The sequence below is a fragment of the Acidovorax sp. 59 genome, assembly GCF_002754175.1.
In the GTDB taxonomy this organism is placed as follows: Bacteria; Pseudomonadota; Gammaproteobacteria; order Burkholderiales; family Burkholderiaceae_C; genus Acidovorax; species Acidovorax delafieldii.
The window spans coordinates 4717055-4730410 of sequence record NZ_PEET01000001.1; the positions used below are offsets into that span (position 1 = coordinate 4717055).

The following is a 13356-nucleotide window of genomic DNA, read 5'->3' on the forward strand; positions in this document are numbered from 1 at the left end:
CTGCGCCAACCCCGGTGCAGCGCTATGGCAGCGGTATGGCGCGCGTCTCGCCCTGCCGCATGAGCCAGACGCGGTCCAGCGGCAGGCCACGTTGCGCGAGCGCGGCGGCCAGGTCGCGCGGCGGGTGGTCGAAGGCCTCCTGCGTCAGCATGAACGTGCCCCAGTGCACACCCATGGCCTGCCTGGCCTCTACATCCAGCATGAGTTGCACGGCGTCCTCGGGGTTCACGTGCATGGGCTTCATGAAGTCGCGGGGCAGATAGGCGCCGATGGGCAGGGCCAGAAAGTCCACCGGCCCCAGGCGCTGGCGGATGGCCTTGAAGTCGTCGCTGTAGCCCGTGTCGCCCGGGAACAGAAAGCGCCAGGGCGCAGCCGCCTGCGGGCGCGCCCATTCCAGCAGGTACCCACCCCACAGCGAGGCATTCGTATCCCACGGGGTGCGGCGGCTCCAATGCTGCGACGGCGTGAACACCACGCGCACGCCGGGGGCGATGTCGGCGTGCTCCCACCAGTTCAACGCGGTGACGGGGCCCATGCCCCGCTGTGTGAACCAGTCGGCCAGCCCCAGCGGCACCACAAAGCGGGGCGACTGGCCCGCGTCGCGCAGGCGGCGCAAGGTGCCGTAGCAAAGGTGGTCGTAGTGGTTGTGCGAGATCAGCACCACATCGATGGGCGGCAGGTCCTCGGGCGCCAGGGGCGCAGGCACACGGCGCGGGGCACCGAAGCGGCCCAGGGGGCCCGCAAAATCGCACAGCGTGGGGTCGATCAGCACGTTGAGGCCCGCCACCTGCAGCAGCATGGAGACATGGCCCAGCCAGGTGATCACGGGGGCCTGCTGGCGCTGTGCCAGGCGCGCGGGGTCCACGGGCTGCGTCCACTGCCGGGCAAAGGCCCCGTAGCCGCCCGCAGGCTCGCTGCGCGGCTTGAAATCGCCGCGCAGCGAGCGCCAGACCATTTCGTACCAGGGGAAGTTGCCGATCACCACGGCAGGGTGCGTGTTGGCAAAGCGGCGGGGCGGTGAGGTCATGGCGGGGGCTGCGTCCGTGCAAAAAGATCGGGCTAGGCTACGAGGCCGCATGATGCCGGATGCCCGGTGCTGTGGCGGGTTGCCGGCGCATCAACCCTGCGGCGTGGTGGCCTTGTCCTCTGCCACGCCAGCGGCAGGGCCCGTCACGGTGTCAGCTGCCCGCCACCACGTCCCGCGCCGCAAAACGCACGCTGAAGCGTGCGCCGGGCGGAGTCTGGCCAGGGCGTGCGTCTTCGAGCGTGACCTCGGCGTCGTGCTTGCTGGCAATCTCCAGCACGATGGGCAGGCCCAGGCCGGAGCCGTCGGCCTCGCTGCCCAGGGCGCGGTAGAACGGCTGGAACACCAGCTCGCGCTCGGCCTCGGGCACGCCGGGGCCGGAGTCCTCGACCTGCAGCAGCAGCACATGGCCGAAGGTGTCGGCCAGCACGCGGGCAGTGACCACGCCGGGTTTGTCGGGCGTGGAGGGCGTGTAGTTGATGGCGTTGTCCACCAGGTTGCGCACCAGCTCCTTGAGCAGCGTGGGGTTGCCGTCGATCAGCACGCCCGGCGATCCGGGCTCGGCGCCGTCGTAGCCCAGGTCGATGTGCTTGTCGAGCGCACGGGGCACCGAGTCGCGCACCACCTCGATCACCAGGCGCGCCAGGTCGCAGGGCTGGCGGGCAATGCCCACGCCGCTGCCCTCGGCCCGCGCCAGCGCCAGCAGCTGGTTGACGGTGTGTGTGGCGCGGATGCTGGAGCGCCCGATCTGCTGCAGCGAGCGCTTGAGCTCTTCGGTGCTGGTGCCTTCGCGCTGGGCCAGGTCGGCCTGCATGCGCAGGCCCGCCAGCGGGGTCTTGAGCTGGTGCGCGGCATCGGCCAGAAAGCGCTTTTGCGTGGCCAGCGAATCGTTCAGCCGCGTGAGCAGGTCGTTGACGGACGACACCAGTGGCGCCACTTCGAGCGGCACGGTGCGGTCGTCCAGCGGCGAGAGGTCGTCGGGGTTGCGCGCGCGGATGCGCTGCTCCAGCTGGTTGAGCGGCTGGATGCCCCGCGCCAGCGCCAGCCAGACCAGCAGCACCGCCAGCGGCAGGATGACGAACTGCGGCAGCATCACGCCCTTGATGATTTCGGTGGCCAGCACGCTGCGCTTTTCGCGCGTCTCGGCCACCTGGACCAGCGCCACCGGCGTGTCCTTGAGCGGCAGCCGCACCCAGATATAGGCCACGCGGATGTCAATGCCGCGCATCTCGGCATCGCGCAACCGCACCTCGCCCGACAGGGGCACCTCGTCGCTCGGGGGCTCGGGCAGCTCGCGCTCGCCCGAGAGGAACTCGCCGCCCGGGCCGATGACCTGGTAGTACACGATGTCGGAGTCGTCGGCCCGCAGGATCTCGCTGGCGGGCTGGGGCAGGTTGAACTGGGCCTTGTCGCCCACCACGCTCACCAGTTGGGCGAGGGCGTGGGCGTTGTACTCGAGCGCCCGATCAAACGGCTTGTTGGCCAGGCCCTGCGCCACGAGCCAGGTCAGCGCCAGGCTCACAGGCCACAGCAGCAGCAGCGGCGTGAGCATCCAGTCCAGGATTTCGCCGAACAGGGAGCGCTGCTCGCGCTGGAAGATCTTCACAGCGGCCGCCGTGGCATTTTTGAAGCCAAAACACCCGATAGCGCTAGATTCATATGCACAAGCTGCTATCGTTTTGATAGTTAATTGGGGATCTTCTCAAGGCAGTAGCCCAGGCCGCGCACGGTGGCGATGCGGATGGGCCCGCCTTCGATCTTCTTGCGCAGGCGGTGGATGTAGACCTCGATGGCGTTGTTGCTCACCTCCTCGCCCCACTCGCACAGGCGCTCCACCAGCTGCTCCTTGCTCACCAGGCGGCCGGCGCGCTGCAGCAGCACCTCCAGCAGGCCCAGCTCGCGGGCCGACAGCTCGATCATCTTGCCGTCGATGGTGGCCACGCGGCCGGCCTGGTCGTACACCAGCGGGCCGTGCTTGATGGCGCTGCTGGTACCGCCCATGCCCCGGCGCGTGAGGGCCCGCACGCGGGCTTCGAGCTCTTGCAGGCTGAAGGGCTTGGCCATGTAGTCGTCGGCGCCAAAGTCCAGGCCCTTCACGCGCTCTTCCACGCTGTCTGCGGCGGTGAGGATGAGCACCGGCAGGGCGGAGCCCCGGCCGCGCAGCTTTTTCAGCACCTCCAGCCCATGCATCTTGGGCAGGCCCAGGTCCAGGATGAGCAGGTCGAACTCGTTGTTGGTCATCAGCGCCGCGTCGGCCTCGCTGCCGCTGGCGACATGGTCCACCACGGCGCCCGAGGCACGCAGCGTGCGCAGCAGGCCATCGGCCAGCACCTGGTCGTCTTCGGCAATGAGGATGCGCATGCGGACTGTCTCCTTGGGTGGTGCGGCCCGTGGGCGGGCCTGTGTCGTCATTGTCTGCCTGTGCGAGGATTTTAGGCGCCAGCTCCCTGTCCGGCGCCTTTGGCTGGCTGCAAGCTGGGGACACGGAAAATGGCGGCCATGCACATCCTGCTCATCGAAGACGACCTGGACCTGGGCCAGGCCCTGCTGCAAGCCCTGCAGCAGGGCGGCTTCACTGTGCAATGGCTGCGCAGCGTGGCCGCCACGCCGCCCCTGCCCGACGCCAACGAGGTCGCCGCCGTGCTGCTGGACCTGACCCTGCCCGACGGCCAGGGCATGGCGTTGCTGCGTCGCTGGCGCCGCGCGGGCCTCAGCCTGCCGGTGATCGTGATCACGGCCCGCACCGCCTTGCAGGACCGGCTTGACGGCCTGGATGGCGGGGCCGACGACTACGTGCTCAAGCCTTTCGACGTGCCCGAGCTGCTGTCGCGCCTGCACGCCGTGCTGCGGCGCAGTGCGCGCCAGGCCAGCGAGGAGTGGACGCTGGGCGCACTGCGCTTGGCGCCCCGGCGGCACGAGGCCTGGCTGGGCAAAGAGCCCCTGGCGCTGTCGCCGCGCGAGTTCCGGCTGCTGGTGGAGCTGGCGCGCGAACCCGGCAAAGTGGTGGCCAAGAACGTGCTTGCCCAGCGTCTCGAACCCCTGGGCGACGCGCTGGACGCCGCCACGCTGGAGGTGCATGTCTCCAACCTGCGCAAGAAGATCGGCGCAGAGCGCGTGGTCACGGTGCGTGGCGTGGGCTACCGGCTGCAGCCATGACACCACCTACCGAGACCCCCGCGCCCCCACGCGGCTGGTGGGGCCCGAGCCTCATGCGCCGCACCCTGCTGGCACTGCTCGCGGCCATGGCGCTGGTGTGGCTGGTGCTGCTGGGCCAGGCGGCCATCACCCACTACCGCGCCATGGACACCAACCCCGGCGTGCGCCAGCTCGCGCAGGGGCTGGCGGGGGCGCTGGCCACGCTGGACCAGCCCGCCGAGGCCCGGGCGCTGGTGCACGGCATGGCCCACACCCTCAACGCCATGCGCGCGGACGTGGACCTGCTGCAGGGCACCTCGGTGCTGCTGCAGCTGCAGGACCGCACAGGCCAGCTTCTGCATAGCAGCACGGCCGGTGTGCACGCGGTGGTGCTGGCAGGCGACGCAGGCCATGCCGCGATGGACGTGGCCGGCGCACCCCATTGGGTGGCGTGGGAAAGCACGGGCCCGTGGCGCGTGGTGGTGGCCGAGCCCCGCCTGGCCGATGCGCGGCTGCTGGGCTTCATGGGCGAAGACCTGGCGGCCTCGGTGCTGCTGGCGCTGCCGCTGGTGGGCCTGCCGCTGTGGCTGGCCGTGCGCACCGGGCTGCGCCCGCTGGCGCGGCTGGATGCCCAGATCGCCGCGCGCTCGGCCAACGACCTGCGGCCGCTGCAGCACCTTCCGCCCCAGCGCGAGCTGCACGGCCTGGCCCAGTCGTTCGACCAGCTGCTGGCCCGCCTGCGGGCCCACCTAGCGCGCGAAAAGGCCCTGGTGCACGACGCGGCCCACGAACTGCGCACGCCCATGGCCGTCATCGCCACCCAGGCCCATGTGCTGGCGCAAGCCCCCGAAGGCCCCGCACGCGCGCAGGCCAGCGAGGCGCTGACGCGCGCCGTGCAGCGCGCCGCGCACCTGAGCGAACAGCTGCTCACGCTGGCGGCACTGGAGGAGGCCCCCGCGCAGCACCCCACCGCGCCCCAGGACCTGATGGCGCTGCTGCAGGACTGCCTGGCCGAGCGCGCGGGCTGGGCTGAGGGCCTGGGCGTGGAGCTGTCGCTCGACGGGCCGGACACCCTGAAGCTGCCGTTGGACCGCCAGCTGCTCTGGTCCGCCCTGGGCAATGTGCTGGACAACGCGCTCAAGCACGGCTGCGGCCCGGGCGCGGGGCGCGAGGTGCAGTTGCGGGTGCGGCAGGAGGGCGGCGACGTGGTGGTCTGGATTGCCGACGACGGCCCGGGCATAGCGGCCGGTGAGCAGGACCGGGTGTTCGAGCGTTTCTGGCGCTCGCCACGCGCGCGCAGCAGCGGATCGGGCCTGGGGCTCACCATTGCGCAGCAGGCCATCGGCCACCTGGGCGGGCAGGTCCGCCTGGGGCCGGGGCTGTACGGACGGGGCGTAGGCTTCACGCTGCGCTGGCCGGTGGCGGGCTGACAACCCGTACCCGGCAGCCGTCATTCCCCACACAGATCTTTGGGTTCGCCCAAGGTTGGCGTTTCAACAATCCCGGCATCTTCTTCACTTCACGAGATGCCATGAACCCTACCCGCCTTGTTACCCCGTCCACGGCGCGCAGCGCCCTCCTCCTCTCGCGCCGCCACTGGCTGGCCGCCGCAGGCCTGTCCACGCTGGGCAGTGTGCTCACCGCCTGCGGCGGTGGCGACGACGACGGTCCCCGCGAAGCCCACAAGCGGGTGCAGACCCTGGCCCAAGCGCTGGTGAAGCAGGGTGTGGTGGGCGCTGCCGCCGGGTGGGCGGACCCGCGCCAGGTCCGCACAGCCGTCGCGGGGCTGCGCCGCCTGGGTGGCAATGCGCCCCTGGCCATCGGCGACCTGATGGCCATCGGCTCCAACACCAAGGCCATGACGGCCTGCGCGGCCGCGAGCGTGGTGGACCAGGGCCTGCTGCGCTGGGACAGCACGCTGGCCCAGACCTTGCCCGAGCTGGCGCAGAGCGCCCTGCCCGCCTATCAGCAGATCACGCTGCGCGACCTGCTGGACCATCGCGCCGGGGTGATGGGTTTTTCAGCCATCGAAGACGTGGACCTGTTCGTGAATGCAGTGGGCCCTGAGGTGCTGGCGCGCTTGCAGCAACCTGCGGAGGCAGAGGCGTTCTTCCTGCAGTGGCTGCTGCGCCAGCCGCCCGTTCGCGGCACGGGCGCAGACCCGGGCTTTGCCTACTCCAACGCAGGCTATGCGCTGGCGGCCCGCATGCTGCGCGCGGCCACGGGCCTGGGGTGGGCGGATCTGCTGCGCCAGCGCGTGGCCCAGCCCCTGGGCCTTTCGCTCTTTGTGGGAGAACCGATGCGTGCCGGTAGCCAGCAGCCCGCCGGGCATGAAATCCTGGACGGGCGGCTGCAGCCCCTGCCCCTGGCCGAGGCGCCGGAACGTGTGTGGCTGGAGGTCTTGGACCCGGCAGGCGCCGTGAGCCTGACGGTGGAGGAGGACGCGCGGTGGCTGCAGTGGCACCTGCAGGCATTGCGCGGCGACGCCACCCCCTTGCCCCGCAGCTATGTGAAGGGCCTGCAGGACCTGGGGCATGCCCCCGCAGGCCGCTATGGCCTGGGTTGGCTGGTGCATGCGGTGCACGGCACGGGCTGGTTGCTGCACAACGGGCAGGACGCGGGCTTTCAGGCGCTGTCGGTGGTCGCACTCGATGGTTCGCGCGCGGGCCTGGCCCACAGCAATATCGCCACGGCGGACAGCATGGGCCTGCTCTACGAAGGGGTCTCCACGCTGGTGGCCTGAGCCCGCCGGGCCTGCGTCGGGTGCTCAGCGCGGATCGTGTGCCAGCAGCCTCTGCACCAGGGTCTTGAGGTCCGCCTGCAGCCGCGCCATGCCCTCAGGCATCTGGGCGAGCGTCTGCTCGTCCATGTAGAGCTTGCGGTTGATCTCGACCTGGATGCTGTGGCGGTGCTGCGCGGGGTTGCCGTAGCGGCGCACCAGCTCCACGCCCTTGTAGGGGTGGTTGTATTCGACGCTATAGCCGCATGCGCGCAGGTGCTCGCAGATCAGTGCCGACAGCGCCGGGCTGGCGGTGGTGCCATCGCGGTCGCCCACCACAAAGTCGGCATGCTCCAGCCCCGGAAACTCGGTGGCAAAGCGCCCGGCCACGGCGGGCATGGAGTGGCAGTTGAGGTGGATGCTGTAGCCGTGGCGCGCATGGGCGGCATCGATGGCCTGGGCCACGGCGGCGTGGTACGGGCGCCAGCAGCGGTCGATGCGCGCACGCACCTCGGCCGCAGTGAGCTGGCGCTGGTAGATGGGTTCGCCCTGGTCGGTGAACTTCCAGATCAGCCCCTTGCCCAGGCGCACCTTGCTGAGCACCTTGGGATCGGTGGAGATGGGGTCGGGCCAGTCGCCGTCCAGCAGGCTGGTGTCCAGCTCGGTCGTATCGCGGTTGGCGTCCAGGTAGATGCGGGGGAAGTGGGCCTCGACCCAGGCCACGCCGAGCGCGGGGGCAAAGTCGTAGATCTTTTCGACGTGGGTGTCTTCGGCCCGGCGCAGCGTGGCCAGGTCTAGGGCGGAACCAAAGTCGTCGGGGTACCGGGTGCCGCTGTGGGGGGAGTCGAGGACCAGTGGTGTGCTGCCGGGCACCGCAGTGACGGTGGCGGTGCTGGAGGGTTGTGTGGCAAGCCCCGGCGAGCCGGTGACGCCGGGCTGGGCCTGCTGGAAGCGGTGGTGGATCAGTTTCAAGGCTGCATGCATAGGCAGAGTGTGCGCAAAGGAGGGCGGCTGGCCTAGCCGCCCAGACCGGGATGTGACTATGGTTATCCCTGAGACCTTGAGCAGGCCCGGGAAGCAGGCTTGCCTGCGTCGTCTCACCATCCCAGCTGTGGCCGTCCCCGGGGCGAGGGCCCGGGGAAATCAGGTCAGTCGAGCACCACCTTGGCGTAGGCCGCCACGCGCTTCATCTTGTCGATCTCGCTGGCGATCTGGGCCGTGAATTCCTTGGGTGTGGTGCCCGAGGGGTAGAGGCCCTGGCCTGCCAGTCGCTCGCGCACGGCAGGCTCCTTCAGGGCCTGGGCGACGGCTTGCTGGATGCGGTCTGCCGCCGCCGGGGGCGTGCCCGCAGGGGCCACCAGGCCAAACCATGAAGGCTCGTTGGCCTGCTTGTAGCCCAGTTCGGCGTAGGTGGGCACATCGGGCAACACATCCAGCCGCTCGGGCCACGACACCGCCAGCGCCTTGAGCTTGCCCGATTTGACGTGCGGGAGCGACGAAGCCACCTGGTCAAAGTACACCGCCACCTGGCCCGCCAGCACGTCGTTGATGGCCGGGCCTGCACCACGGTAGGGGATGTGCACCATGGAGGTGCCGGTGCTGCTCTTGAACAGCTCGCCCCACATGTGGCCGATGGTGCCGTTGCCGGGGGTGGCGTAGGACACCTTGCCGGGGTTGGCCTTGAGGTACTTTACCAGCTCCGCAAAGTCCTTGACGGGCACCACGGCCGGGTTGATCACGATGACGCCCGGGGCCTTGACGATCTCGGTCACGCCGATGAAGTCCTTGGTCGGGTGGTAGGGCAACTTGGTGTACACGGCGGGGTTCACGCCATGGGTGGACAGCGTGGCCACGCCCAGGGTGAGGCCGTCTGCCGGCGCGCGGGCGACTTCGGCCATGCCGATGGAGCCGCCTGCGCCGCCCCGGTTTTCCAGCACCACGGGCTGCTTGAGGATGCGCGCCAGCGACTCTTGCAGACTGCGGGCCGTGATGTCCGTGGCGCCCCCGGGCGGGAACGGAACGATGATGCGCAGGGGCTTGCCCTCTTGCGCCAAAGACATTCCGGGAGCGAAAGATACGGCGGCCAGTGCTGAGAGCAGGTGACGGCGTTGCATGGGCGTTTCTCCTATGGGTTGCATTGAGGTTAAAGGATTCAATGCGCTCTACCAAGCAATGGATATGCCTGATAACATTCTTATTTGGAATGATTTGATTACTTACTATGTCATCTCTTCGCCGCCTCTCGCCACCCGTTCACCTGCTGCGGGCTTTTTCCACGGTGACGCGGTTCTGCGGGGTGTCCCGCGCGGCCGAGGCCCTGCACCTCACCCAAAGCGCGGTCAGCAAACAGGTCAAGGAACTGGAGACCTGGGTGGGCGTGCCGCTGTTCGAACGCAGCCGCAAGCGCCTGGCGCTCACCCCCGCCGGCGAGCGCTACGAAAAGGCGGTGCGTGGCGTGCTGGCGCAGCTGGAGGCCGCCACGCTGGAGCTGATCACCAGCGATGACGGTGGGGGGGCGCTGCACCTGTCCAGCCTGCCCACGTTTGCGGCCAAATGGCTCATCCCACGCCTGCCGCAGTTCCAGCAACAGCACCCGCAAATCACGCTGCACTTTGTGCCCTATGTGCACAGCTACGACTTCACCCGCCCCGAGCTGGACTGCGCCATCCTGTTCGGCGACGGCCACTGGCCCGGCGCGCACGCCCACCACATCACGGGCAACGAGGTGGCGCTGATCGCTCCCCGCACCAAGGTGGCCGACTGGCCCATCCACACCCCGCGCGATGTGGCCCGCTACACGCTGCTGCGCCACGTGACCGTGCCCGAGGCGTGGTTGCGCTGGAGCGAGACGCACGGGGCGGAGGGCCTCATCGACCCGCTGGCCGGGCCGCAGTTCGACCAGTTCCAGACCATGATCCGCGCCGTGATGGCGGGCATGGGCCTGGCGCTGGTGCCGCGCTGCCTGGTGCAGGATGAAATCACGGCAGGCCTGGTGCGCGAGCCCCTGCCCGACGCCGACCTGCGCGGCGGTTACCGGAGTGATGTGGGCTACTGGTTCTGCTACCCCGAAGGCCGCACGCAGCTGCACGCGCTGCAGTGCTTCAGGGAATGGCTGCTGGCGTGCGCAGAGCCGATGGGGGCTCAGGCACCCGTATCGCCGCCCGCATAGGCCTCCAGCCCAATGGCCACCACGGTGGCCACGTCATGTCCCACCTCGTCGCGGAACTCCGCCTCGGCCTGCGCCACGGCATCCCGGAACGCCTGCAGCCACGCCAGGCCGGTGGGCGTGAAGCACACGCGGCGCACCCGCGCATCCAGCGGGTCGGCCTCGCGCGTGACCAGCCCCCAGGCCTCGCATTGGTCCACCAGGTTGGCCATGGCCTGCTTGGTCATGCCCGCGCGCTGGGCCAGATCGGTCAGTCGGTCGCCCTGCAAGGCCAGGTGCCGGGTGATGTGCACGTGTGCAGCCGTCACCTGGTCGCGTGCTGCCAGGTTGGACAGCGCCAGTGGCACCTCCACATTGCGCGCCATGAGCTGCAGCACCCGCGCGTCGAAGCGGCGCAGGGCGCTGCCCATCAGGCGGCCCAGGTGGGTCTGGCGCCAGCGGTCGTCAGGCCCCTGGGCGGGCGTGGCAACGGGGGCGGCTGGAGAAAAATCGGGCATCCGATATTGTCAGGCAAACTGACTAAAAATCGCTTTATCTAGATTTCATTGCTCGCATAAACTACTGTTCAAGCATCCAGCCTGTGATTAACCGCAGAGCGGTGCAAGCATCCAACCTGTTGTTTTTCAAGGAGTTTCTCATGGACGTCGCAGTCAAAGGCACCAACCCCGCATTGCCCGTGAACACGGAAAAGGCCAAGGCCCTGGCCGCCGCGCTCGCCCAGATCGAGAAGCAATTCGGCAAGGGCACGATCATGCGCCTGGGTGAAGGCGAGGTGATCGAGGATATCCAGGTCGTCTCCACCGGCTCGCTGGGCCTGGACATTGCGCTGGGCGTGGGCGGCCTGCCCCGTGGCCGTGTGGTCGAAATCTATGGCCCGGAATCGTCGGGCAAGACCACGCTCACGCTGCAGGTGATTGCCGAGATGCAAAAGCAAGGCGGCACCTGCGCGTTTGTCGACGCAGAGCACGCCCTGGATGTGCAGTACGCCCAGAAGCTGGGTGTGCAGCTGTCCGACCTGCTGATCAGCCAGCCCGATACCGGCGAGCAGGCGCTGGAAATCGTGGACAGCCTGGTGCGCTCCGGCGCCGTGGACCTGATCGTGGTGGACTCGGTGGCTGCGCTCACGCCCAAGGCCGAAATCGAAGGCGAGATGGGCGACGCCCTGCCCGGTCTGCAAGCCCGCCTGATGAGCCAGGCGCTGCGCAAGCTCACCGCCACGATCAAGAAGACCAACTGCATGGTCATCTTCATCAACCAGATCCGTATGAAGATCGGCGTGATGTTCGGCTCGCCCGAAACGACGACCGGCGGCAATGCGCTCAAGTTCTACGCGTCGGTGCGCCTCGACATCCGTCGCACCGGCACGATCAAGAAGGGCGACGAAGCCATCGGCAACGAGACCAAGGTCAAGGTGGTCAAGAACAAGGTGAGCCCGCCCTTCAAGACGGCCGAGTTCGACATCCTGTTCGGTGAAGGCATCAGCCGCGAGGGCGAGATCATCGACATGGGCGTGACGGCCAAGATCGTGGAAAAGAGCGGTGCCTGGTACGCCTACAACGGTGAAAAGATCGGCCAGGGCCGTGACAACGCCCGCGAGTTTTTGCGCGAAAACCCCGACCTGGCCCGCGAGATCGAGAACAAGGTGCGCGAAGGCCTGGGCATTGCGCTGCTGCCTGGCGCACTGCAGGCCCCAGCAGCGGCTGCGGACGAGTGATTTCGGTTTTTGAAGGCAAATAGCCTGCAGGCGCTCATATCATATGCGTCTGTAGCTATTGAAAATATAGCATTTGGTCAGTCATGGGATTCACTGCGCTCTCGCTCAAGGGCCGTGCGCTGCGGCTGCTGAGCCAGCGGGAGCATTCGCGCGCCGAGCTGCAGCGCAAGCTCGCGCCGCATGTGCAGGAGGGCGAAGACCTGGAGGCTGTGCTGGACGACCTGCAGGCCAAGGACTTCATCAGCGAGGCCAGGGTGGTGGAGTCGGTGCTGAACCGGCGCGCCGGCCGCCTCGGTGCTTCGCGCATCCGGCAGGAGCTGCAGTCCAAGGGGCTGGGCGCAGAGGCTGTGCAGCAAGCAGTGGCCCAGCTGCAGGGCAGCGAACTGGAGCGTGCCCGCGAGGTGTGGCGCCGCAAGTTTGGCGAGCCCGCCGCAGATCCGCAAACCCGCGCCAAGCAGATGCGGTTTTTGCTGGTGCGGGGGTTCTCAGGCGATGTGGCGCGGCGCGCGGTGCTGGGCGCCGATGCGTCTGACGAGGGCTGACCGCAACGCCAACAAGCGGGGCATCGGCCCCGCTTCCTGACGCGCTCTGAGGTGTTTACACGCCCAGCATCAATTGCAGGTTCTGCACTGCAGCGCCACTGGCGCCTTTGCCCAGGTTGTCCAGGCGCGCGATGACCACGGCCTGCCGGTATTGCTCGTTGGCAAACACGCGCAGCTCAAGCTTGTTGGTGTCGGTCAGCGTGTCGGCGGCCAGCTTCAAATCGTCGGTGGGGGGCAGCACGCTGACCCATTGTTCTGGCGTGTTGGTGCGGCTGTAGTGGCCGGCCAGCACGTCGTGCAGGTCGCTGGCCTTGGGGGCTCCGGGCAGCAGGTCCAGGTGCAGCGGCAACTGCACCAGCATGCCTTGGCGGAAGTTGCCCACCGCAGGGATGAACACCGGGCGGCGTGTGAGCCCGGTGTAGCGCAAGATTTCGGGGATGTGCTTGTGCGACAGGCCCAGCGCATAGGCCTCATACGGCGCTGCGGTGCCCGCCTCGTAGGCCTCGATCATGGTGCGGCCGCCGCCGGAGTAGCCCGAGACCGAAGGCAGGCTCAAAGGGTAGTCCGCCGGGATCAGGCCTGCATCGACCAGCGGGTGCAGCATGGCAATCGCGCCCGTGGCGTAGCAGCCGGGGTTGGAGACGCGGGCGGCGTCGCGCACCGCTTGTGTCTGCGCTGCCGCGAGTTCCGGAAACCCGTACACCCAACCATCGGCCGTGCGGTGCGCCGTGCTGGCATCGATCACCTTGACCTTGCGGCCCGAGCTGCGCTCGATCTCGTCCACCATCGCCACGGTGTCGCGCGCAGCGTCGTCGTGCAGGCACAGCACCACCAGATCCACCCCCGCGATCAGGTCGCGCTTGGCGGCCGGGTCCTTGCGCAGCTCAGGCGCAATGCTGACCAGTTCGATCTGCGGCATGGCCTGCAGGCGCTCGCGGATCTGCAGGCCCGTGGTACCGGCTTCGCCATCAATAAAGACTTTGGACATGGGGGGTGCTCCTGCAAAAAAGGTGGCAGCGTCTGCCGGATAGAAGGGGGGCGGGAAGGCCGCCAGGC

Annotated in this window: 13 protein-coding genes; 6 read left to right on the top strand and 7 right to left on the bottom strand. The window is 68.6% G+C overall.

All coding sequences use genetic code 11. The features are described from left to right. Positions 1-22: 22 nt before the first annotated feature. From CLU87_RS21580 to CLU87_RS21590, 3 genes are all read right to left on the bottom strand, one after another. A complete protein-coding gene (locus CLU87_RS21580; protein ID WP_099731758.1) occupies positions 23-1027 on the bottom strand; it encodes an MBL fold metallo-hydrolase in 1005 nt (334 codons plus the stop codon). A gap of 151 nt (positions 1028-1178) precedes the next feature. Continuing rightward, positions 1179-2630 carry a sensor histidine kinase gene (locus CLU87_RS21585; RefSeq protein ID WP_015016304.1) on the bottom strand — a complete coding sequence of 484 codons (1452 nt, stop codon included), beginning with the start codon at positions 2628-2630 and terminating at the stop codon, positions 1179-1181. Positions 2631-2710: 80 nt separating this feature from the next. Then, positions 2711-3385, bottom strand: a complete 675-nt coding sequence (locus CLU87_RS21590) for a response regulator transcription factor (RefSeq protein WP_056056624.1) — start codon at positions 3383-3385, stop codon at positions 2711-2713. A 138-nt stretch (positions 3386-3523) separates the two neighbouring features. Between CLU87_RS21590 and CLU87_RS21595 the strand changes: the two genes are divergently transcribed. The 3 genes from CLU87_RS21595 to CLU87_RS21605 all read left to right on the top strand — a co-directional run bounded on the left by CLU87_RS21595 (position 3524) and on the right by CLU87_RS21605 (position 6902). After that, positions 3524-4180, top strand: coding sequence for a response regulator (locus CLU87_RS21595; protein ID WP_056057585.1), 657 nt, complete (start codon positions 3524-3526; stop codon positions 4178-4180). Beyond that, entirely contained in the window at positions 4177-5589 is a 1413-nt protein-coding gene (locus tag CLU87_RS21600) for a HAMP domain-containing sensor histidine kinase (RefSeq protein WP_056056622.1), read from the top strand. Before CLU87_RS21595 ends, CLU87_RS21600 begins: the two co-directional genes overlap by 4 nt. 101 nt (positions 5590-5690) lie before the next feature. Beyond that, positions 5691-6902, top strand: coding sequence for a serine hydrolase (locus CLU87_RS21605; RefSeq protein ID WP_099731759.1), 1212 nt, complete (start codon positions 5691-5693; stop codon positions 6900-6902). Between the two features lie 24 nt (positions 6903-6926). Here CLU87_RS21605 and CLU87_RS21610 read toward each other — a convergent pair whose 3' ends face one another. Further along, entirely contained in the window at positions 6927-7862 is a 936-nt protein-coding gene (locus CLU87_RS21610) for an N-formylglutamate amidohydrolase (RefSeq protein WP_099731760.1), read from the bottom strand. Between the two features lie 164 nt (positions 7863-8026). Then, positions 8027-8992 carry a tripartite tricarboxylate transporter substrate binding protein BugE gene (locus tag CLU87_RS21615; protein WP_099731761.1) on the bottom strand — a complete coding sequence of 322 codons (966 nt, stop codon included), beginning with the start codon at positions 8990-8992 and terminating at the stop codon, positions 8027-8029. A gap of 107 nt (positions 8993-9099) precedes the next feature. Here CLU87_RS21615 and CLU87_RS21620 point away from each other — a divergent pair, with 107 nt between their 5' ends. After that, positions 9100-10047: a LysR substrate-binding domain-containing protein gene (locus CLU87_RS21620; RefSeq protein ID WP_099731762.1), complete on the top strand. Its 948-nt coding sequence runs from the start codon at positions 9100-9102 to the stop codon at positions 10045-10047. On the opposite strand, the gene CLU87_RS21625 is transcribed toward CLU87_RS21620, so the two are convergent. Further along, complete coding sequence (locus tag CLU87_RS21625; RefSeq protein ID WP_099731763.1) at positions 10020-10541, bottom strand: MarR family winged helix-turn-helix transcriptional regulator; 522 nt, start codon at positions 10539-10541, stop codon at positions 10020-10022. The two genes, CLU87_RS21620 and CLU87_RS21625, sit on opposite strands and share 28 nt — an antisense overlap. Positions 10542-10681: 140 nt before the next feature. Here CLU87_RS21625 and recA point away from each other — a divergent pair, with 140 nt between their 5' ends. Both recA and recX read left to right on the top strand, forming a co-directional pair. Further along, entirely contained in the window at positions 10682-11758 is a 1077-nt protein-coding gene (recA, locus tag CLU87_RS21630; protein WP_056057577.1) for a recombinase RecA, read from the top strand. A gap of 83 nt (positions 11759-11841) precedes the next feature. After that, a complete protein-coding gene (recX, locus tag CLU87_RS21635) occupies positions 11842-12300 on the top strand; it encodes a recombination regulator RecX (protein WP_099731764.1) in 459 nt (152 codons plus the stop codon). Between the two features lie 55 nt (positions 12301-12355). On the opposite strand, the gene argC is transcribed toward recX, so the two are convergent. Then, positions 12356-13288 carry an N-acetyl-gamma-glutamyl-phosphate reductase gene (gene argC / locus CLU87_RS21640; protein ID WP_099732300.1) on the bottom strand — a complete coding sequence of 311 codons (933 nt, stop codon included), beginning with the start codon at positions 13286-13288 and terminating at the stop codon, positions 12356-12358. Positions 13289-13356: the final 68 nt, after the last annotated feature.

Bases quoted from the DNA above. Each gene is read 5' to 3' on its own strand.
- CLU87_RS21625 (WP_099731763.1), bottom strand. From the start codon at position 10,541: ATGCCCGATTTTTCTCCAGCCGCCCCCGTTGCCACGCCCGCCCAGGGG.
- recX (WP_099731764.1), top strand. From the start codon at position 11,842: ATGGGATTCACTGCGCTCTCGCTCAAGGGCCGTGCGCTGCGGCTGCTG.
- CLU87_RS21595 (WP_056057585.1), top strand. From the start codon at position 3,524: ATGCACATCCTGCTCATCGAAGACGACCTGGACCTGGGCCAGGCCCTG.
- CLU87_RS21600 (WP_056056622.1), top strand. From the start codon at position 4,177: ATGACACCACCTACCGAGACCCCCGCGCCCCCACGCGGCTGGTGGGGC.
- CLU87_RS21605 (WP_099731759.1), top strand. From the start codon at position 5,691: ATGAACCCTACCCGCCTTGTTACCCCGTCCACGGCGCGCAGCGCCCTC.
- CLU87_RS21580 (WP_099731758.1), bottom strand. From the start codon at position 1,027: ATGACCTCACCGCCCCGCCGCTTTGCCAACACGCACCCTGCCGTGGTG.
- CLU87_RS21620 (WP_099731762.1), top strand. From the start codon at position 9,100: ATGTCATCTCTTCGCCGCCTCTCGCCACCCGTTCACCTGCTGCGGGCT.
- argC (WP_099732300.1), bottom strand. From the start codon at position 13,288: ATGTCCAAAGTCTTTATTGATGGCGAAGCCGGTACCACGGGCCTGCAG.
- CLU87_RS21590 (WP_056056624.1), bottom strand. From the start codon at position 3,385: ATGCGCATCCTCATTGCCGAAGACGACCAGGTGCTGGCCGATGGCCTG.
- CLU87_RS21610 (WP_099731760.1), bottom strand. From the start codon at position 7,862: ATGCATGCAGCCTTGAAACTGATCCACCACCGCTTCCAGCAGGCCCAG.
- recA (WP_056057577.1), top strand. From the start codon at position 10,682: ATGGACGTCGCAGTCAAAGGCACCAACCCCGCATTGCCCGTGAACACG.
- CLU87_RS21615 (WP_099731761.1), bottom strand. From the start codon at position 8,992: ATGCAACGCCGTCACCTGCTCTCAGCACTGGCCGCCGTATCTTTCGCT.